Here is a 19,711-nt window from a genome sequence, read left to right as displayed (position 1 = left end):
GCGATTGTGGTCTCCATCATCGACTGAGATGGTATTAATTTCGAGCCTAGATAAGCTCAAGATGATGCCCAAAAGGATCAAAATGCGGATGATTCATCCCGTTCCCGCAGCAGGGCAGACCCAACACGTCAGACTGGAACAGACACGGCCCATGCGGCGCTTTGCGCCAAAAGCGTCGATGCCAGAGGGACAGGACTACCAAGTACTGCGCAGCATCATCTCTGCGCCGAGTAGGCCAAGAGCAATCAGAAAGCAGCGTTTGAATGTAGCGGGACTGACCGCCCGTCGGATGTACTGCCCTGCCCACATCCCGACCAACGCAGGAAAGATGGCGAGAGCCGAAAGCGACAGTCTGTCGATCTGGAATGCCCCTCGTGATGCGAGCCCAATGGCAAGTGCTATGGTAGAAACCGTAAAGGAAAGGCCGAGTGCCTGGACGAGATCATCCCTTTCGAAACTGAGCGCCTGGACATAGGGCACGGCCGGAATGGTGAACACGCCTGTTGCACCCGCAATGAGGCCGGTCATCAACCCGATGGCAGGCGAGAGCCAGCATTCATGCCGTGGGCTGATGTGGTAGGGCTTTGCAAGCAAGGTGTAGACCGCGTACACGCTCAGCGCGAGGCCGAGCATGAAGGTGCTCAAGTTAGTATCATCGCCTGTCAACATAGACGTACTGGCCAGTGTCCCGGCGAAGATTCCTACCATCATGGTCCAAAGCCGCCGCAGGATGCTCCTAAAGCTCGGGCCAGCAAGCAGTTGCCAGACGTTCGTCACGAACGACGGAATGATGAGCAACGATGTTGCCGCAAGCGGTGACAGCAGCCCGCCGAGAATACCCATCGCGACGGTCGGGAGGCCCATGCCGGTCACACCTTTAACGGTGCCGGCGGCAAAGAATGCAACTGCGACAGTGACTAGCAGAAGGAGGTAGTTCATGACCTCCTCATAGGCTCTACGACATCATCCACAATGCGGCACTCCCGTATTCAGCCTTCGCCTAGACCGAAGGCTGAATCGGTTGTAACTTCCGAAGATGCGCTTCGATTTCACCGACCTACGTCTTTTCCTTGCCGTCGCTGATGCTGGCAGTATCACCCACGGCGCCGCTGACATCGGACTCTCCCTTGCAGCGGCCAGTGATCGATTGCGGGAGATGGAGGCAACCGGGCAAGTTCGACTACTGGAAAGGGGGCGCCGGGGTGTGGCACTGACGGAGGCGGGTGAGGCACTTTCCCATCATGCCCGCGAAATTCTTCATCAAGTCGCTCTCATGCGGGGAGAACTAGGGCGCCACGCGAAGGGGATACGGGCGAGCATCCGTGTTGTTGCCAACACAGCGGCCATCGTGGAAGTTCTTCCAACACGACTGTCGCCGTGGCTTGCCGCCCATCCGCAAGTCGATGTTGATCTTCGGGAGCGCCAAAGTCATGAGATCGCCCGAAGCATAGCTGCCGGGTTTGCCGACATCGGCATATTGTCGGACGCAGCCGCCAACGAGGAACTGCTTCTTAGACCCTTCGCGGTGAGCAAGCTCGTAGTAGTGTCGGCTCAGACGCACGCGCTCGCGGCTCAAAGAGAAGTCCGGTTATCCGGCCTCGCCGAAGAATATTTCGTGGGATTGGAAGGTGGCGCGTTACAGGACCATATCGACGCTCAAGCTGACAGGCTCGGCGTAAAACTCCGATACCGGATCAGGCTGCGTACGTTCGAATCGATATGTTTGGCGGCAAGTGCTGGTGTTGGCGTCGCAATTGTACCGGAGACGGTAGCCAGAAGGCGCAAACGAACGTTTCCAATTTCGATTACGCCGCTCCTGGACGCCTGGGCTTGCCGACATCTCTCAGTGTGCGTCGCCGCTAACCTTGGGGTATCCCCGATCGCTCAAGACCTTTTCAGCCACCTGACAAACCGCATGATCTGACGTCTACTTGGGGGCCGTAAGCAGCTCGTCCGTTTTCGGGATCAAGATGCCAACCAGCGGTGACGACCTCACTTGCCGCTGTTCGCCTTGGCAATTCATTCGCCCAATAGCAGACATCCGCGACCCTCTGGCGATCTGCACGCCGTTCCAGTCTAATACGATTGAACGCATCACTGATTATCATTGATCAATAGTTGACAAAAGTTTATATAACGCTTATACCGCCTTTCACACTTGGATGAGCCGGGCTACGGGACAACCAAATGGCTACTTTCGACCCTACCAAATACCAGCAATTCCCCAATGGACCGCTGACGCCGCAAACGATCCAACGCCTTGTGGCGGTCAAACAAAGGACCGGGATGGCTTATGCCGCTTTGGGTGGCAAACTTGGTTTCAGTGGAACATTCTTGCATAATCTGATGAACAGGAATGCAAACGTTGGCACTCAGCATGTTGAGCGGATCGCTACTGCTATCGATCTCCTGGAAAACCCGGATCAGTTGGCCGAGGCTCCTGCGAATGAGGCGGGTATGCTCCAACACAGCTTCCATCTCCGCCCCGGCCTTCAGATTAGAATCGATCTGCCCGACGATCTGACAGACCGGGAAGCCGACAGATTGGCCCGGTTTGTTCAATCTCTCCCCGTCGCATGAGCAGAAAGCAAGACCATGACCCATATTGCCGCCGCACGCGCCATGAAGATGATAGAGGGGTGCGTTGATCCGAAGAGCCTCAGGCAAATCGCCGCAAATGCCCGTCGAAAAGGTGAGCAGGCTGTTGCCCGCGCAGCTGATTTGCGTCTCTATGAAATCCTTCCATCGGAAAAGCCGGGCTCATTTGAGCATGATGTATGGCGAAGCATCCACGCGTTGGAAGGCACCCTTACGGGCGAACGCGAAAGGACGACACGGTTGGGGCGAACACGTCCAAAGATCGCCCGAGTGGGCGAGTTAGAGACCATCAAGAATCTGATCCTTGGCGCGAAACCATCGGAGGGTTTCTTCATGCTCATCGAACGCCAAATGGCCGAGCTGACTTTCGAAGCGGTCGCCCTGCGACATCCTGAAAGGTTTGACGACTCGGTGTTGGATGCCGCAGCGGCACGATTGCGATCGGTAGGAATTGAAGTGGATCGGCCTTAACGACGGTTGGTAGCTTTCATCAAGCTGGAACTGAAAGCTGCCCTCCGCAACCCACAAACAACAGCCCTGAAGCCGGACAAACGTCGCAGGCCCGCTATGGCATCGGGTCTCAGTTCCTTCCGCCAGGACGAGCGTATCCCCTTCTGAAAACTGACCTAGTATGGGCCGACGCGCTCGGCGACCATGATGCTGGGCCACTCTCTTCGATGATGTCCGGCGGTGCGCCTGGCGCGTTGATCTAGTTCGGCACGCTTGCAGGGCTCGGTTACAATGAGGCTTTCTAGTCAAGGGAGATTGCGATGGAAGAGAAAGACATTGCCGACTTCATGTTGAAGGCCTCGAAGTTTGAGTTCTTCTTAGTCAATCGAGACACATCGTTAGCCCATACAAACGCCGTTGGTGGGCTCATCGTCATCACCGGCGTCAATTGGACACGAGTGGCGCAACGCGTCGAAGCAAATTTCCCTTTTCACTCGTTCGACTTTGCCAGTTCCGGTTTCGAGATTTTCGCTCAAACGGCGCCGCAATACCTCGTCATAAAGCACGACGGTCGCCTTGGTTGGGATTGCGACAACGAGCCAATAGCATCTTGGGACTGGCTCCTCTCGCGTAGCTACGCTCAACTCCGCAACAACGCCGCTCACGGCAACAAGCACCAGATGCCTGCACCTTTCACCTATGATCGAACAGCACGATTCTTGCCGGCCGGTATCGCCCTCATGAACTTCATCGCAAACCGAGTTTTCTCAGAAATCGATTGGGATACTCCAATTTTCAGCTAGCCTTTCAACGTTGCGTGCCCCCTTGCAGCGGACGTACTCTATCTCACATTCGCTCGGCCGAACCCGCTGCCAGAGTTTTCGGCACACACGGCGAAGATCCCCGGCGCGACGGATCGGAGAAGCGTGCGGCTCCCGCTTCGCTTGTGCGCCCGCCGCGTCTATCCTTGTCCGTGCCACCCCCATCCTCGCCGAAGGCGGTTCAACGCCTCTTTGTTCCGTTTTCGCTCGCCACAGTCCGTCGGATCGGAGGCTAGCAGATGCCAGTCAGGTGCATTCACTTGCCGTCGAGAGGCCGTGGCGGGAGACCCTTCGCAACCCTATCGGCCGAAAGCCAGTCCTCATAGTTCCCTCGTTCAAGCTCACCCGGCGTCGCCCAACGCATTGGCAGATTCAGGATGTTAAGTCTCGCTGCGGCGCGGAGAATTAGCTCATCGGCCCTGCCGAACATTGGCCCCGGGTTCCTATTGACCGCGATCCATTGCGACCGGGTGAGGATGAAGGCAGCGAAGTCGGCCAGCTGTATACCTGGGACATCTGCAGATCTGCGGAAGCACGCCTGCGGCCCCTCGATTACGTCCGACCAGTTTGGCAACTTGCGATCGCGGCCCGCAGTCATGACCCCCTCGTCGACGTAGAGGGGGAGAGGAAGTTCGAAGGCCTGGGGGCTATCGTCCTTCATGGTGCGGATTTGCATCGAAACCTGGGAGCAAAGCAGCAAGAGTCCGAAGTGGGAGATGTCTTCTAGATTCCAGCCGCCGACGCGCTTGCCTTCAAGGGAGCGCACAAGATCCGGATGATCAAGAAGTGTAAAGTCGCTGACAGTCTGGTGCACGATGGGGAGGCTGAGCCGATCCATGAGATCTGCCATGATGCCGATCATCTCCGCGCGCCTATGGGGGTTGACCGACTTCCACGGCCCCTCGCCGCTGTAGATATTGGTGAAGTGCAATTCCTCGGCGCCAAACTCTTCCCGTACGCCCGTCAGGAAGATATCCATGGCGCCCTGAACGACGCCGGCGATCGCCGACGGCACGATCACGGCGGTCCAGGATTTTCGCGAGGAGGGCAGGAATTCCGACCCCGAATCGACACCAGGATTTCCGGAATCGTCGACGTAGATAGCTCCTTCTATCAACGGGCGCCTCCTTGCAATCCGCTAGAATTTAGCCGGAATCCCGGCGGACGGCTGAGTCCGACCTGCCCCATTCGTACACATTCACGGACGTGGTTACGAGCGAGATGAACCGACCGCAGCTTTTGGGCAGAAGCGAACGGCGCTAAACGGCCAACGGGCGGCGCATTGTTGCTCGGCAGCCTAGGGGCCGGCCTGGCAGCTTCAGGATCACTGGCAAGAGAATGCCGACTTAGGCGAAGTTAAGCGGGGAAATGTGCCCGCAGACGCTTACGAACGCCAGAAAGCTCCGTTACCATAAGCCCGACCTGCATTTTCTATCGGGCGCAGGGGGGTGTTGTACGTGCCGATCGGGTATCATTATTCAAACGAGGACTATGAAGATGGCCGGATCGTTGTGTCTGGCCGCGATAACATGGACGGTTTGACCGAAATCGAGAAAAAGGCCGAGCTGTTTCTAAGAGCTGCACACGAGGAGGGTGAGGCTCTGAGAAAGGGCGCGCTGTATCTGTGGCAGGACTTGCGGGTGGCAAAATACCTTTGGGAGTTACGTGGCAAAACTTCTGCCCCGAGAAAATATCTCTACACAATGGAATACGATGAAGCGGATTTCATTCACGCTGGCGACCTGCGATACTACACAGTGCTTAAAGATGCCGTGAAGGAGGGTAAGCCACTGGAAGACGCCACTGCAGCACGCTATTGGAATGGCCCCCCCGCCGAGACGCCTCAAATGGAAATCCTTGTGACGAAAGCCACTGTCAAAAGCCGAATGGAGCTTCCGCAAACTCCCGCCGACGTAATGCGCAAATTTTTTGAGCAGGTGAAAAAGGGATAGTCAGTCGTCGTCGCGAATGCGGTAAATCCAACCATCATCCTCCTCATCGTCGCGGATGGGCTGGTCGGGCGTTTCGTCGGTAATGCCCTCTCGAAAGAATCTTTCGGCTTCCAGATAGGCCTTAGCTTCCGGCCTCAAAGAAACCAGGAGGGTAAAGATGTCAGCTTCGCCGGAAACATCCCATTTGGTGGAATCGTCCTCGTATTCATAGGTGAGCCATGGGAATAGATTCTGCATGGCGAGGCCGATGTCATCCGTAGGATACCAGCCTCCCACTTTTATCGGCTCTTCGTCCTCAAAGATGAAGCGGGCGTTGCGGAGGCTCAGGCTTTTATTGAACCAGTATTCCCAGACCATCTTGGCATCGGCGCCAACAAAGCGCTCCATCAGGGGCGCGTCCAGGCTGAAGCGGAGACGCAGCTGGCCCTCTTCGTCTAGGTCGGGGCCAGCTGCAAGGTCCCCTGCGGCGCTGGCATTGAGCGCGTTGTCGCGAGGAACGACAATGCTCCACCCTTTATCTGTTACCTTGCAAAGGCGCTCTTCAATTCGCTGGTAAAGGGTAACGCCGGTTTCCGGGTTATGGAGAATGAGAAACATGGGTAGGACGTGGTTCGTCCAATATTTTAGGTGGCGCATTTCTCCGTAAAACACGTACCCTTCTTGGATTTCCCGCTTGAAGAACGAGGTGCCGCTCTTGATTTGAAGCGCGATAAGTTTGCCAGTGGGCATATCGTCTTCAGTAATCTCGACTTCGGCATCGACCCCGAAATCCAGAACCTTTTGCTCTCGAAAGAGCCAGCGGAATTGTTTCGTGAAGATCGTGTCGGCGGCAATAACGCCTTCTCGCTCCGTTAGGGCGGAACCAACGACGCTCGCCATTGGCTACTCCGCAGCAGGCGATCGCGAAGCGCTGTGCTTCGCATAGGTCGCCCACGTCCGCTTGCAGTTATCGTCAGGCACCCCGATAAGTTCTGCCCACCCGTTCGGATGCGCGGTCGAAATCCCGCCAGCGGCGCTGCGCCACTCGTGGATCTCGTGTGTTTCGCGGATGTCTTCGGGAATCAGAGGCATTGGGACCATAGCGGGCGGAGATTGCTTGCACGCGTTTGAAAACGCAATTCACCTGGAAACTAAACCGGCGTTCAAAAGTGCGCCTGTGTAGTCTAGCCCTCGCCTAAGCCTTTTTCACCATCATCCATATCTCCTCCAAGTCCAGGGTTTCCATGTGATGCAGGCGCAGCTCTACTGCGGAGCCCACATGAACGACCATTATAGGTGACCACCGCGTGTGGACCGACCGCGATTGAGAAGATGGAAGCAGGAATGCAACTGCTCAACATTGAGGTGTTGGGCCATACGGGCAGCATTCCGGGTTGCCGGTTGGACGACCCGGCACCGCGCCTCCCACAACCGACAGAGGTAGCGAAGGTGCGCTCCGCTACCGATGAGGACACGGCAAGGGCCACCGACAAGCCAAGTACTGCCAACCAGGACGCACGTAGCCACTGGCGGCAGCCACACGGGGGTATGTCATTGGGCCAGAGGACACGCAAGAAATTGACATAGGGTCAAAAAGCTTGCTAAGTTGTTGTTTTTTATGACGGCATCGACGAGAAGTCGAAACCAGACCCGCTATAGGTAGTTGTTTTAATAAATTGCGCAGTGTGACAGGTCATGGCTGACCACCTAACGTCGCTTATAGACCTCCACGGCCCTAGCCGCTCATCGCGTTTGGCAGAGCTGCTTATCTCTGACCACGGTTTGACGGCCGAAGCAGCTCGCAAGCGCCTGTCACGAAGCAAACCGCCCATCCATTCGTTCCCGATTCCGCTCCTGCCCAAACAGGAAGCCTTCGTATACCACGTCAAAGATAGGCAGACTGAGCGGTTTTGGCAAAACTTCCACCGCGATCTCAGAGAGACAGAGTCGGTTTATGGCGCGGCTATCGATGGATTGTCCGCACGTGGAGGCGTTGTGTCCGTCGATGAGTTCTCGGTCATCAGCGGCGCCCCAATCCTACAGAAGAAGCAAGTGGCGGCAGTAAAGGTTGCGCAGAGGCTACAGGATGCCGGGATGACGCATACTATCGACATCCAGAACTATGGCAGTGTCATCGCGCTCCGTATCCCGACGCTCAACTCTCGGGGCAACGTGATGTACGATGTGCGCCAGATGGCCGAAGGCGTCCTGCTGGACGGCATTCGGGAATGGGCGCGGCGTCTCGGCATCGCCAGCTACAATTCAATCGCCATTCGCGGCGATGACCATCCGAGGACGGTTGGTCCCTACAAATGGGATTTGACCGGCCCGAGCTACCTCCTGCCATTGAAGAAGTCGAACGCCGGGAAAGACCAGCAAGGCTTCACCGTGGCCGATGTGTTCGTGGGGACGGTCCTCAATGAGTACCAAATCCGCTATTTCATCCGGAAGGCAAGAGGTCTCCTAGCGACACGAATAGGCTCGGTACTCCCTATAATTGTGGCCGATGGCTTCACGGGCGAGGCATACACGCTCGGCCATCGAAACGGGCTGATGATGGCAACGCCGGAATCGCTGTTCGGAAGCTACGCCGGGTCCGCTTTCACCAGCCTGGTAGAGACGCTGCAGAACGCCGCCGCAATCGTCTCAAAAAACCCGAGCAGGCTTATAACTCTCTTGAGCAGCCTCAAAGATATTGCCGGGCGCGCAGGGAACCTTCGCGGCGTTCTGTTCGAGCTGGTGTGCGCCTATCTCATTCGCAACGACGGAAATTCAATCGACTTGGGAAAGAAGGCTTACGACCCGAAGGTGGGCAAGTTCTACGACATCGACATTATGTGCGTGCGCGGCAAAGCCGAGTGCGTGCTTTACGAATGTAAAGCTGGTGAGCCCGGCCACGTGGTCACGCGAGCGGAGGTAGAGGAATGGCTGAGGCGCATTCCTACCTTTGTGGAGTACGTCCGGGCGAATACTTTTTTGCGGGAAGCTGAAGTCCGTTGCGAGATATGGACTTCAGGGGAATTTGATGCCGACGCTCTAGTTATGCTGGCGTCTGAGAAAGCGAGACGCACCAACATTCGCATCGACTGGAAGAATGGCAAAGCGGTTCGAGCGGTAGGCACGGGACTGAAAGAGAAAACCATTACCGACGCCATAGACCAGCACTTCTTCAAGCATCCGCTGTCGAACTAGCCAGTCACCCGGTATCTAGCGAACTTGTTCGGCGTCGACTTTCGCCGCACTTTTCCCAGCCGCTCCCCTTGCTGCGGTCGAGCGCATAATAGGTCTCGACCGCCGAACTCCTGGGCCGTAGGCCGCAGGCAATCTCATGTCGGCTTTCGGGCGCAAAGTAGCCGTTTGACGCATCTGGAATTCCGCAGATGAAAAAAAGCATGATAGTGTCTGGATTCACAAACCCAGTGCTCGCTTCTTTGCAAAGGTCCAATCGACTCCGCCTCCTGTAGAGGCAAGGCCGGAAACATGTTTTCCCAACTGTCGCTCTACAGGTGGCGACCAGGGCACGAGCCGGAAGCCGAGTCCGTCATCGATCATCGCAAAGCGGCCGGACGCCAGCGAGAATCGTTGCCGGTAGACGCCAGCCACGTGACTGCCAGCTTCGGGCTTCGTAAAAACCAGACCGGTCTCGGCGGCGAGCTGCGTCCCGAGAGCCTCGACCTCCCGAATGCGTAGCGTATCGATGAGGTTGCGCGCCAGCATGACCTGCTGTCCCTCGCGCCGTGCGAACCCCAGCTCTACAAGACGATCAGTGCGGTCCTGGAGAGCCTGATTCACCTCCCTGCCGAAACCGCCCTCCCCGAGGTCGACCGGTTCGCGCGCGACAAGCTGACGGTCGAGCCAAGTCGCGCCGCCGGCACTGATCTGCTCCTCGATGGAGAAGTCTGAACGGATAGCGAGCGCGACACGACCACGGCCTTTCGCATCCTTGTAGTGGCGGAGCTCAACGATGGAGCCAGGTGCTGAATCTCCTGTTGCATCGAGATCTTGAAACCGGACGTGATGGACGCGTCCGTCTACGCCGTCCAAGATGGCGTATGCCGAGCCCCGCAGCTCGTCGTCGAGCCCCCGCTCCAACAGCCGACCGATGACAGGTTTGGCTGTCTGCTCAGTTGCAAGGACATAGTCGGCCGCGGCTCTCTCGGCGCCACGGCCGGATAGGCTGCGATGCATGCGCTTGATGATGTCGCCACGCTCGCCGAGCGCATGCAACGTCGTCTCAGCCTCCCCGGCAATGGTCCACTGGCCAGGACGGATCTCGCTGGCGAGGCCAAGCCGCTCCAACTTGCGCAGCCGCCCGATCTTAAGTGTAGGGAACTCGTCGGCCTGGTGGCTGCCAAGCGGCGCGAGATCGATGATGCCAAGGCGATCGGCATCGCGAACAAGCTGGCGGTCGAGCTGTGTCCAGCGCTCGCTGTCGATCTGTCGTTCGACTGTTCGGCGGATGTCGTTGTCGGTCCGAGGCCCCAGCGTCTGGGTGAGGATATCGCCCGCTCGATCTCGCATGCCCTGGCGGATGTAGTTGCGCGAGATGACGAGGTTCTCGCCATCATCGGCCACGCCGCGCACAAGAATGTGCACGTGTGGGTGTTCGGTGTTCCAGTGATCAATGCCGATCCAGTCGAGTTTGGTGCCGAGGTCGCGCTCCATATCGACCATGAGGCCGCGAGCGAAACTCTTGAGGTCGCCCAACTCCTGGGCGTCATCAGGAGAGACGATGAAACGGAAATGGTGTCGGTCGTCCTTGCAGCGGTCTGAGAAGGCATCATGATCAGCCTCATCCCCGTCCGGCCCGAACATTTTTGCTTTGTCGCCATCGCGGGACACACCCTCGCGACCAAGATATTTGAGATGGGCGGCGAGCGGCGTCGATCCCCTGAACTGCCGGACAACGCGTGCCTTTACGACGGCGCCGCGCGAGCGGCCGGTGATGAGGCGGTTGGCGCGGATGCTCGCCGACCTGCCGCGGCCGAACGTCGAGGCTCGTGGCGAAATTATCTTTCCCTTACGAGAGATATGTCCCCCTGCCCGCTGTGCCGCAGCCAGCGCCTGAAAGATAAAGGGGCGCGCACGCTGGCCGGCCCGAGAACGAATGCGGCCAGGACGGATCCGGAAATCGTCGTCGCTTTTCATGACCGCAGATTCTGCGAGGTGCAGCTTTCCTTGAGAAATTTGACAAATTGCTGATCGCGCACATCGCGGATTTGCCATGCACATCGCGGACGTGGTGGGTAAGTCATTGAAATTGAACACACCGACCGAGCCGCACATCGCGGCCCTTTATCCTGCCATCCCTCTCCGTCCTCTCTCACGGCCGTTCCTCCCACCGCAATTTCTGCGACGGAACAGGCCGGAATGCGATTGACCAGAAATGCCAACATCACTGTGAAGTCGCGGCGGAGGTCTGGACAAACGGACTACGAGTAGCAGGGTTCGGAACTGATAAGCCTTCACTGCGCGAGCCGTCCGGTTGCGGTACGAGCGCTGTAAGATCGGTTACAGCTTCACCCGCCAGTGCTTGCCCACCGGAAGAGTGGATCGCGGTGAACACAGTCCCGACGTAACCGCCGGTCTCGCGATCCTTCCGCGAAGCTGAGCCATTCGGTATGCTTACGACGTGCGCGAAAATCGACGCTTCGAGTGCGCTCGCTCTGCCCGCTCCATGTCGTGCGGGAGTTGGAATAGGAACCGCACCATTGATCAGCGGCACGAGTTTCCGGACGTAGTCGACTGTCTCTCGCGGCAGCGGCCGGCCCGTCGCAAGATGTTCCTGGTAGCGCCCGGGACCGGCATTGTAGGCAGCAAGGAAGCCGTTCCGGCCGAAGCGGTCGAGCATCTCGCGGAGGTAAGCGGCGCCGGCAAGAATGTTGTCGTGCGGTTGGTAAGGATCGTAGCCAAGATGATGCTTGATCCGCAGTTCTTCCCACGTCGCCGGCATGATCTGCATCAGGCCCATCGCGCCCTTGCTCGACACAGCATGAACATCGCCAATGCTCTCGACCTGCATGACGGCGCGCAGCAATCGCTCGGAAAGGGCAAACCGCTTTGCAGCCTCCTGGATATGCACAGACCAGGGGTCGGCGGACCAAGTCTTGCTGCTGGGACGCGCCGGCCGCTCATTGCGCGATAATGGTTCCGCGCAAATTGCGGATACTGAGAGGATGAGGATCACGCATGCGGATAGAATGGCCGTGCCTCTGTGGACGGCAGCGCATGCATCGCCGTCCCGACGTGCGAAAACCCTGCCACCGTGCTCGCTTCCGTCAAGGGCAAGGCTTCGCCGGCCGGACTTGCTTGCCGCAAACAGCTGGGCGATGAGCGTCCGCAGCGATTGGCAAGCGTCCGGCCGCCCTTGACCTTCGCTGTGCGCGGCGGCGGCCTGACAGGCGATCGGGTCGAAGGGTTTGACCAGCGCCCGATCGATCAAAGGGTTTGCTGTGAGCGGTTCGCTGTCGCGGGGTCGAGGCATCCGATCAGCCTCACTCGGCACGCTTGGACGGCCGGCTCCAGTGCAAGGCCCAGACATTTTTCTCGGCATCGGACTGGAACAGATTGGCGCGGATCGGTTGTGTGAAGGACGGATCGTCGATGGCGACGGAGAGGTAGGCGCCGGCCTTCTCGCCAGTGCGTTCCCACGCCGCACCAATCTCCATTCCTTCGCACAAGACGCGGTGGTCCGGCGCGTTCTCGGCATCCGATTTCTCGGCAGGCAGGATGGCGAGCTTCGCCTCGAGCGTCAGCGTCGAGACGTTGCCGAAGAAGCCGTCGTTGTTGCGGGTGAAGGTGCCGATCTGGGCCATTGCAGTGCTCCTTTCATGAGCGTTTGACGATGATTGGCACGAGCCTCACGGCTCGCCGGGAACGGGATCTTTGAGAATATTCGGCGTCGGAGCGGTGCGGCGGGTCACCCAGACAGGAACAGCGCGACCGATGATCGAAGTGAGCGGCAGCGGCCCGAAATACCGGCCGTCGAAACTGTCGGCGACGTCCCGGTTCATGAGAAAGACTTCGCCGTCGGCGATCACGCGGCAGCCCTGCCAGACGGGCAACGATCGGCCGCGACTATCGCGCTCGCGCGCAAGTCCAACGGTCACGCCATGGGTGATGATAGCGGTGCCCTCCCGGCAGACAGTCGTGCCTTGGAGCGCTAACACGCGCTTCAGAAGCGGCACGCCGTGCGGTAGATATTGACGCTCAGCCAGGAAGCTCGCGAGCGGTTCGGGCAGCATGACGACGGCGATGTCGGCGACGTCGATCCTGCTGGCCGGCTCCACACGATACAACCCGATGGGGACGCTTGCAGATGCGTTCCAGATGAAGCTCGGGCGATGGGCGATCCATGCCGGAGCGACGGCGAGAACCCCGCCGCCAAGCATTCCTGCGATGATCGTTGCGCGCATGCTCATGGCTCAATCCTGCGGCGCAGGAGCCAGGCTTCATGGCGCTGGCGCGTGTAGGGCCTGGGCGCCTCGCGCGCAGCAAACCTACTGTGGGCATGGCGCCAGTAATCCGGTGACACATCGACAGGCTCGATGCCGATAGCCTCAATGGCGTCGATGATCTTCAGCACCTTTTCGACATTCGGCCATCCGATCGCTGTGAGCAGGATCTCAGCGCCGGGGCGCACATAGGCGACGGTCGAGCAGCGCTCGCCGGTCGCGACGGCGCGCAGAATGTCGATGCGAGACGCGACCGTGCCGAAGTCATTGGACGCCCACCGGACGAAAGCGAAGATGCTGCCGGGCGTGAAGGTGACGGCACGACGACCGCGATCGATGTTCCTGTTCGAAGCAACCTTGCCGAAGCGGATGTAGTTCTCGATCCGCTTCTTCAGCCACACCAGTTCGACGGTGGTGAGATCGCTCATGGCGACCTCCACGACAGGAGGCCACCAGCAAGCATGGCGAAGCGAGCGGCGGAAAGAGTGGCCTTGTTCCCGCAGGAGCAGTGGACGTCGATCGCTGCCGGCATGGCCGAAAAATCAGCGCTCGGCCGTCGTCCACGGCCTCGCCGATCGTCGCTTTGCGTTAGAAAGAATCCGAAGGATTCTCGGTTAGAAACGTTAGAGGAGCCGGTTCGGCAATCGCCACAATGGCTTAGCATCGAAACCGGTTCCTGATAGCACGGGAATCCGGTTCCCGATGGCACGGGAGTTACGGTTCCTGATAGCACGGGCCCGTCCACAGTCATTTCACAGCCCTGGTCGTTCGGGCGCGTGGCGTGCGTTGCGCCGTGTTCGGTTCGGGCGGATTGGGTTGGAAGGTCAGGCGCGACCGGCCATCAGGATCGATGGTGAGCGCCAGCCAATAGCCAGGCAGCGGCTGGCGCCGGACGATTTCGCGGAGCTCGAAGGTGAACCGTTTGAAGGGCGACAGGCCGCCTGACTTCAAATGGAGATGGCGGAGATCAAAGCTCCAGCCATAGGTCTGGCGGCCACCGTGTTTTCGCACCAGGCGGTAGAGCCATCGCTCCAGGCCTCCTCTCAGGCCAAAGTACTCACGATCAATGGTGAGGATCAGGGCATCATCGAGGACGCCGGCATAGAACCAGTCGGGCAGGATCAACTCGATGCCGAGCGGCCGCCCGCTGGCGTCCATTCGCTCCTTCCACTCGTTGATCCAGGAGAAACGATGCCGCCGCCGTTCGGCCGGCTGTCGGATCGACGTGGCAACGGTGGTCGACTGCAGCCGGTCAAGTGCGGCCTTCAGCCTGTGATAGCTATGGGCGGAATCACCTCGGCCGATGAAGGCGAGAATTTCGTAGGGCGTGGCCGCCATGAGACGCGACGTGCGAAGACCGTTGTCTCGTGCGTCCACGATCTGGCTAGCCGCCCAGATCAGAATGTCGGCGTCCCAGATGGTCGCCATGCCATGTTCGACCGTCGCCTCGACGCGGATCGACACCTCGCCCATGCGAAAATCGATCGGAGTGACGCGCCGCGACTTGGCCAGCGAGAAGAACGGCCACGACATGAGATCCTGCGCGTCGCGCGGGGTGACGACGCTGGCGCGCGCGTGAAACAGATCGAGCTGGTCTTGGGAGCGGTACCGCACTGACGCCACCAGCGCTACGAGGCGCTACCGCGTCTGCCGGCATAGGCAGGCGCGCGCGCGGCATGGGGCTTGGCCGGCGGAACAAAGGTCGCGTCCGTATCGCTGGTGGAGGTACGCGCGCCGAGTTCGATCCAGGCATGAAGATCGTCAACGTCGTAGAGCACGCGCCCACCGACTTTCCGGTACTTTGGGCCGGTGCCGTAGGTTCGATGTTTTTCCAGCGTACGGACGCAAAGGCCGACGATGGGTGCAGCCTCCTTGGTTCGCAGATATTTTGGGGGCGCGTCCGCGGGACCCTTCGACATCGCTCGATCTCCATCCGGTTTTGCTGTCATCCTGGCCTGCCGGGACGCGCGAAACGGACGATCGTCGAAATGAGCCAAAGCGAGGGAGGGCAAAGATCGGGGAGTTCGTTTTTGCTACCCCCGCGAAGGGGGCATCAGCGCCTGGTTTTCTGGCTGCGGCTGTGTGGATAGAAAAGAAGGTCCCGGTAGCCGCCGGCGACCAGGCGATCCGCTCTTCGCAGGACCGCCCGTATTTTGTGCCTGAGGTGATGGTCGCGCCATTCCCTTGGCACGATCGGCTCTCGCGACAGCAGCACCTCCGTGATCATGCGATAGGAGGCCGCTGCGCGGCGGGCGTCGTGAGCGCGCAGATTGAGGATATGCCTGTTCCTGGTCTGCTGCGGCAACGCGCCATAGACTGGGCCGCCGGGCGATCGACCGTTCAGCGCCCGCCAGAACTGGCGCGCGGCGTCCAGTCTTGTTTCGAAGGCTTCGTCGAGCGGGAGAACGATGGCACTGATGCCAAGCGAACCGTCGCCACTCTCGGCAATCAGTCGATGCGTTGCGGTCGATGCCGACCAACGAACCTCAACGACTTCGCCCTGCTCCCAAACGCTGGCGTTGCGTAGCTCGCGAGGAAGCACGCTGCTATGCGAAGAGTCGGTCGAGGCAGGCATCCGCGTGGCCCGGAGCACGCGCGGCGACGCCTGCTCCGTCCAGACGATGTTCTCGGCAGATGGTGGTCCGTCACCGGTGACTGTGAAATCGCGCGCCCCAGCGAGCGGCAAAGTCAGATTGTCCGAGCAGGTCTTTGGTATTTGCGCCCAGCGACGCAAGCTGACAGCACTCGACGATGAAGGCGTCGTTCCGGATCAGGTATTCGGCAGCGAACTCCGGGGATTCGTAGTCGCGCATGTGCACATAGGCCGCTGGATTGGTCCAATCGCCTTGCAATTTGCCAGTTCCTCTCCCGATGCCAGCACCAGGCTGCGAGCTTCGGAATCAGCATCGGGGTCGATGCCCGGGCTGGGTAGTTGGAGAGTCAGCAAACCGCTGTGCTCATTCAGCAAAGCGAGGCGCATGGCAGACTGCACCTAGTGGGGCGCACCGCCCGCCAGAAGATACCGATAACCACTCGTCGTCATCCACCGCGCTCGGGCAAGATGCGACTCCCAAGACCTGAATGCCCGCTCCGGTTCTTCGTCAGGATCGATGTGCAGGACGATCCTTGCCACCTCGCGCCAGTCGGCATCTTCGGCCTCCGCATCAAGAAGGCGGATATAGGTGAGCAGTCGCTCCTCGTCATAGCCGGTCAGGATCGGCGCATTCGGCGCAACGTCGGCAACATCGGGATCAAGCAGCGGCTTAAGCAAGGTGCGTATGCCCCGCTACGACGCCAAATACAGGTGCTCTGTCGAGATTCCTTTGCTTGTTGGAAAGCGGATAGCCCCCTTGATCGAGTTGCTTTGACGCGCCCCCGGGCTGATCAACCGTTTTGGCGGAAGAACTCGATAGGATCGACATCCAGAACTGCGGCGAGCTTTTCGAGCATGTCGATTGTCGCAGCGTGCTCCTCGCGCTCAAGCATACCGACGTAGTTGCGATTGACGTCGGCACGATCCGCAAGCTCCTCCTGCGACAAGCCAGTGGCATGTCTCAGCCGGCGTAGATTCTTCGCAACTCTCTCCCGCAAGATCATTCGGGAGGAGTCACCGGCTACCTAATATACTGCCACCCAATATACTAGGTATTCGTCGTTTGAAAACCGTCTGTGTGTGCTTTTCGCGAGCCGGGCAGAGCCCGGCGAGCGGCCGCCGTCTTTCGAAAAACGGCCGCACGCGCCGACCCGATGATCTGGTCGCCAGACATTCTTATGCTATGACGGTCTCGTTGATACGGCGGACCTGAGGGACGCGCGGCGAGACGCTCGCTGCGCGGCCTTTCGTTTTCTCATGCCGCCTTTTCCAGCAAGGCCTTGGCCCTGCCTTCGAGCTCCAGTCGGCCGTCCTGATGCGCCTTGGTACGAGCATGCGCGGTCATGCCCTGCACGAAATCGAAAATGCTTTCGGGCGGGCGGCATTCCTGCTGCAAAACGGCCTCGATGATCCTGCCCGTTTCGCTCTTGGAAAAACCGCGCTTGCGCAGGAAGCTTTCGCGGTCTTCGTCGCTACGTGCGACGATCTTCTCGCGGGCAGCCTTGATGCCGGCGATGAACGGCGCGGGACTTGAGTTCGCAAAGCTCGTCAAGGCGGGTGCTGCCTCATGCGCAAAACGCTGCGCGGCAAATTTTGAATGCCGGATCGTGATTTCCTCGAAACCTTCCACGCCCCAAAGATTGCGGTTCATGCACACGGCCCGGAGATAGAAGCTCGCAATGCCCAGCGTCTTCGAACCAACTTCCGAATTCCAGCAATAGAAGCCCCGGAAATACAAATCCGGCTCGCCATTCGGCAGGCGTCCGGCTTCGATCGGATGCGTATCATCCACCAGAAACAGGAACACGTCGCGGTCGCTGGCGTAGAGCGTCGTGGTGTCCTTGGTAATATCAACGAGAGGATTGTGGGTCATGGTCGTCCAATCCAGAACGCCGGGCACCTTCCACATGGTGTCACCGGTGCCATTGCCCGCGAAGTTCATCACGGCAGCGACAAGCTCATGGTCCCAGATGCGGCCATAGTCCGGCCCTGTCACGGCGCGAAGCTCAATGCGTCCGTCTTCCGTCTCGAGCGTCTTCATCAATTCCGCCCGATGGTTCAAAAGGCCATGCTGCAAATTGATCCCTGCCAACGGTGCGGGCAGCTGGCGCATGTAGGTGGCCGGCGCGCTGACAAGGCTGCAAAGCTGGCCGAAGCTCCAATGCGTCGGCGCAATAGGCTGCTCCTGTCCGGGGACGATAAGCGAAAGCCGCTCTGCATTGTCGCGGGTAGCTTCGACGCGAACCGCCCGGCTCTCGACGGTGCGACCGGTAGCGCGGTCCGCTCTCTGCTTCACGGCATCAAAAAGTTCGGTGAGGCTCAAATAGCGCTCGTCATCGGGACGCGAAAACCATTCCGAGGAAACCCGGCCGATCCGCTCGCCGCGCGAGATGTCAACTCGAAAGCCACTTGAAGCCGGATGCTGCTGGCGGTTGCTCTCGCCGTCGATGATGGTGGTCATGTTCATTGTGCTCGCTCCTTTTCCGTCAATGCCGAAGGCATGTCCCCCGGCATGCCTTCCGGGGGCGCGTGAGCGCGCGGGAGTGATGGGGGCCAATGCCGGCGCGCGGAGCCGGGTTGCACGGTCGAGCGGAGCGGATGGAAATTGATGGCCACCGTTGCTGCAGTCGACCGCTTTGCGAGCCTGCGGCCCTGCTCTGCACAGGCGGCATTGGCGGGGAAGCGAGGGGAAGTTCCTCGCTTCCCATCGGGTCGACAAGGGTATCCGCAGTCGATCGGAACGATGAAAGCGAAGCTTACTCTTATAGTGTTGTGCAAGAGATTTGGATTCTACAGAGAAACGTACTATCTGCCTCGTTGGCGGGACGGGGAAATCAAACGTCGCTCAATTCATCCGGCACAATAAGAGGAAGTTCATATGACCACTGCTCTCCAACAAGACGGCCAACTGGATACCGTGTCGATAGCGGCCGACATTGTCGCCGCCTATGTGTCGAACAATCCACTGCCGGTCGGCGAATTGCCGAGACTCATCGGCGATATCCATGCCGCTTTGAAAGGCATCGGCACGCCGGCGGTGGAACCGGTGGTCAAGCAGGAGCCGGCAGTATCGATCAAGAAATCGGTGACGCCGGATTTCATCATCTGTCTGGAAGATGGAAAGAAATTCAAATCACTCAAGCGGCATCTTCAGCACTTTAACCTGACCCCCGACCAATATCGGCAGAAGTGGAACCTGCCGGCCGACTATCCGATGGTGGCGCCGAACTATGCGGCGACCCGGTCGGCCCTGGCGAAATCAATTGGGCTCGGACGCAAGGCGGCGGCGCCCACTCCTGCCGCGGCAGCGGAAAAGCCAAAAACGGCTGCTCGTGCGGCAGCCGCGAAGTCGACTGCGGCAGCCATCAAGTCGCCGCTGAAGAAGACGCGCAAGGCACCAGCCAAAGCCTAGCCCTGCATCTGGCAGACGTGCCAGGCTTTGCAGGACCTGAACATAGCGAAGCCCCGCCTTGCGGCGGGGCTTCGTGTTAGGTCGGATCACTCTGCGGTGCGGCGGGACCAGATGAGCGAGAAGTCGCCCTCGGTGTCGGTCTCGACCAGGCTCGCATAGATCGGAGCGGGGAAGCTGGGATCATCGAGCTTGACGGAGTGGTAGTCGCGTCTCTCGCGCGAGGTCTTCTTCCATGCCGCCCCGAACTCGGTGGCGCCGGCGAAGATGCGGAAGTCGGGACCCTTTTCGTTTTCGCCATCGGCCGGAGAGAAAGTCACCGTCTTGACGTTGAGGTTGAGGGTCTTGACGGAGCCGGAGAAGCCCTTCGCGGTGCGGGAGAAAGTGCCGATCGTAGCCACTGTGGTGGTTCCTTCTGTTTTTCTCGGGCCGCGCCCATCGCGGCCTCGATGGTG

23 protein-coding genes are annotated in these 19,711 nt (G+C 59.4%); 7 read left to right on the top strand and 16 right to left on the bottom strand.

The genetic code is table 11. The features are described 5' to 3' along the window. Nucleotides 1-195: 195 nt before the first annotated feature. Nucleotides 196-939 (bottom strand): sulfite exporter TauE/SafE family protein, encoded by a 744-nt coding sequence (locus YU3_RS0121920; protein ID WP_027168262.1) that lies wholly within the window; start codon nt 937-939, stop codon nt 196-198. Nucleotides 940-1,036: 97 nt separating this feature from the next. On the opposite strand from YU3_RS0121920, the gene YU3_RS0121915 reads away from it, so the two are divergent. From YU3_RS0121915 to YU3_RS0121900, 4 genes are all read left to right on the top strand, one after another. Continuing rightward, complete coding sequence (locus YU3_RS0121915; RefSeq protein WP_027168261.1) at nt 1,037-1,924, top strand: LysR family transcriptional regulator; 888 nt, start codon at nt 1,037-1,039, stop codon at nt 1,922-1,924. Between the two features lie 263 nt (nt 1,925-2,187). Next, nucleotides 2,188-2,580 carry a hypothetical protein gene (locus tag YU3_RS0121910; RefSeq protein ID WP_027168260.1) on the top strand — a complete coding sequence of 131 codons (393 nt, stop codon included), beginning with the start codon at nt 2,188-2,190 and terminating at the stop codon, nt 2,578-2,580. Between the two features lie 15 nt (nt 2,581-2,595). Next, complete coding sequence (locus tag YU3_RS0121905) at nt 2,596-3,069, top strand: hypothetical protein (protein WP_027168259.1); 474 nt, start codon at nt 2,596-2,598, stop codon at nt 3,067-3,069. 299 nt (nt 3,070-3,368) lie between these two features. After that, nucleotides 3,369-3,851: a hypothetical protein gene (locus YU3_RS0121900; RefSeq protein WP_027168258.1), complete on the top strand. Its 483-nt coding sequence runs from the start codon at nt 3,369-3,371 to the stop codon at nt 3,849-3,851. Between the two features lie 274 nt (nt 3,852-4,125). Here YU3_RS0121900 and YU3_RS0121895 read toward each other — a convergent pair whose 3' ends face one another. After that, nucleotides 4,126-4,986 (bottom strand): DUF3800 domain-containing protein, encoded by an 861-nt coding sequence (locus YU3_RS0121895; RefSeq protein ID WP_245273598.1) that lies wholly within the window; start codon nt 4,984-4,986, stop codon nt 4,126-4,128. Between the two features lie 334 nt (nt 4,987-5,320). Between YU3_RS0121895 and YU3_RS0121890 the strand changes: the two genes are divergently transcribed. After that, nucleotides 5,321-5,821 carry a hypothetical protein gene (locus YU3_RS0121890; protein ID WP_156913553.1) on the top strand — a complete coding sequence of 167 codons (501 nt, stop codon included), beginning with the start codon at nt 5,321-5,323 and terminating at the stop codon, nt 5,819-5,821. On the opposite strand, the gene YU3_RS0121885 is transcribed toward YU3_RS0121890, so the two are convergent. Then, nucleotides 5,822-6,700, bottom strand: a complete 879-nt coding sequence (locus YU3_RS0121885) for a DUF4365 domain-containing protein (RefSeq protein ID WP_027168255.1) — start codon at nt 6,698-6,700, stop codon at nt 5,822-5,824. Nucleotides 6,701-7,495: 795 nt separating this feature from the next. On the opposite strand from YU3_RS0121885, the gene YU3_RS0121880 reads away from it, so the two are divergent. Continuing rightward, nucleotides 7,496-8,992 (top strand): hypothetical protein, encoded by a 1,497-nt coding sequence (locus tag YU3_RS0121880; RefSeq protein ID WP_027168254.1) that lies wholly within the window; start codon nt 7,496-7,498, stop codon nt 8,990-8,992. A gap of 216 nt (nt 8,993-9,208) precedes the next feature. Here the strand turns inward: YU3_RS0121880 and YU3_RS0121875 are convergent, their stop codons facing one another. The 12 genes from YU3_RS0121875 to YU3_RS0121820 form a co-directional block, all read right to left on the bottom strand. Beyond that, nucleotides 9,209-10,948 carry a VirD2 family relaxase/mobilization nuclease gene (locus YU3_RS0121875; RefSeq protein ID WP_027168253.1) on the bottom strand — a complete coding sequence of 580 codons (1,740 nt, stop codon included), beginning with the start codon at nt 10,946-10,948 and terminating at the stop codon, nt 9,209-9,211. Nucleotides 10,949-11,195: 247 nt separating this feature from the next. Further along, the gene (locus YU3_RS38735; protein WP_245273596.1) at nt 11,196-12,242 is read right to left on the bottom strand and encodes a lytic transglycosylase domain-containing protein; all 1,047 of its coding nucleotides are present in this window, start codon (nt 12,240-12,242) and stop codon (nt 11,196-11,198) included. A 52-nt stretch (nt 12,243-12,294) separates the two neighbouring features. After that, nucleotides 12,295-12,615: a DUF736 domain-containing protein gene (locus YU3_RS0121865; protein ID WP_027168252.1), complete on the bottom strand. Its 321-nt coding sequence runs from the start codon at nt 12,613-12,615 to the stop codon at nt 12,295-12,297. Nucleotides 12,616-12,660: 45 nt separating this feature from the next. Further along, complete coding sequence (locus YU3_RS0121860) at nt 12,661-13,221, bottom strand: S26 family signal peptidase (RefSeq protein WP_027168251.1); 561 nt, start codon at nt 13,219-13,221, stop codon at nt 12,661-12,663. Then, complete coding sequence (locus YU3_RS0121855) at nt 13,218-13,682, bottom strand: DUF2840 domain-containing protein (RefSeq protein WP_027168250.1); 465 nt, start codon at nt 13,680-13,682, stop codon at nt 13,218-13,220. Before YU3_RS0121855 ends, YU3_RS0121860 begins: the two co-directional genes overlap by 4 nt. 319 nt (nt 13,683-14,001) lie before the next feature. Then, nucleotides 14,002-14,868 carry a replication initiator protein A gene (locus tag YU3_RS0121850; RefSeq protein ID WP_156913552.1) on the bottom strand — a complete coding sequence of 289 codons (867 nt, stop codon included), beginning with the start codon at nt 14,866-14,868 and terminating at the stop codon, nt 14,002-14,004. 14 nt (nt 14,869-14,882) lie between these two features. Next, a complete protein-coding gene (locus YU3_RS0121845) occupies nt 14,883-15,173 on the bottom strand; it encodes a helix-turn-helix domain-containing protein (RefSeq protein ID WP_027168248.1) in 291 nt (96 codons plus the stop codon). A 134-nt stretch (nt 15,174-15,307) separates the two neighbouring features. Continuing rightward, complete coding sequence (locus YU3_RS37040; RefSeq protein WP_156913551.1) at nt 15,308-15,829, bottom strand: DUF2285 domain-containing protein; 522 nt, start codon at nt 15,827-15,829, stop codon at nt 15,308-15,310. A 70-nt stretch (nt 15,830-15,899) separates the two neighbouring features. Further along, nucleotides 15,900-16,106, bottom strand: coding sequence for a DUF6499 domain-containing protein (locus tag YU3_RS40720; protein WP_156913550.1), 207 nt, complete (start codon nt 16,104-16,106; stop codon nt 15,900-15,902). Nucleotides 16,107-16,246: 140 nt separating this feature from the next. Then, a complete protein-coding gene (locus YU3_RS0121830; RefSeq protein WP_027168247.1) occupies nt 16,247-16,525 on the bottom strand; it encodes a DUF2285 domain-containing protein in 279 nt (92 codons plus the stop codon). 113 nt (nt 16,526-16,638) lie between these two features. Then, nucleotides 16,639-16,851 (bottom strand): helix-turn-helix transcriptional regulator, encoded by a 213-nt coding sequence (locus YU3_RS0121825; RefSeq protein ID WP_027168246.1) that lies wholly within the window; start codon nt 16,849-16,851, stop codon nt 16,639-16,641. A gap of 251 nt (nt 16,852-17,102) precedes the next feature. After that, nucleotides 17,103-18,314 carry a hypothetical protein gene (locus YU3_RS0121820; protein ID WP_051334024.1) on the bottom strand — a complete coding sequence of 404 codons (1,212 nt, stop codon included), beginning with the start codon at nt 18,312-18,314 and terminating at the stop codon, nt 17,103-17,105. A 411-nt stretch (nt 18,315-18,725) separates the two neighbouring features. On the opposite strand from YU3_RS0121820, the gene YU3_RS37035 reads away from it, so the two are divergent. Then, a complete protein-coding gene (locus YU3_RS37035; protein ID WP_084508195.1) occupies nt 18,726-19,259 on the top strand; it encodes a MucR family transcriptional regulator in 534 nt (177 codons plus the stop codon). A gap of 86 nt (nt 19,260-19,345) precedes the next feature. Here the strand turns inward: YU3_RS37035 and YU3_RS0121810 are convergent, their stop codons facing one another. Beyond that, a complete protein-coding gene (locus tag YU3_RS0121810) occupies nt 19,346-19,657 on the bottom strand; it encodes a DUF736 domain-containing protein (protein WP_027168244.1) in 312 nt (103 codons plus the stop codon). Between the last annotated feature and the right edge of the window lie 54 nt (nt 19,658-19,711).

Source organism: Mesorhizobium sp. WSM3224 (assembly GCF_000427725.1).
Lineage (GTDB): Bacteria > Pseudomonadota > Alphaproteobacteria > Rhizobiales > Rhizobiaceae > Mesorhizobium.
The sequence above is the reverse complement of the archived record's forward strand: the minus strand, read 5'-3'. Positions and strand labels throughout refer to the sequence as shown.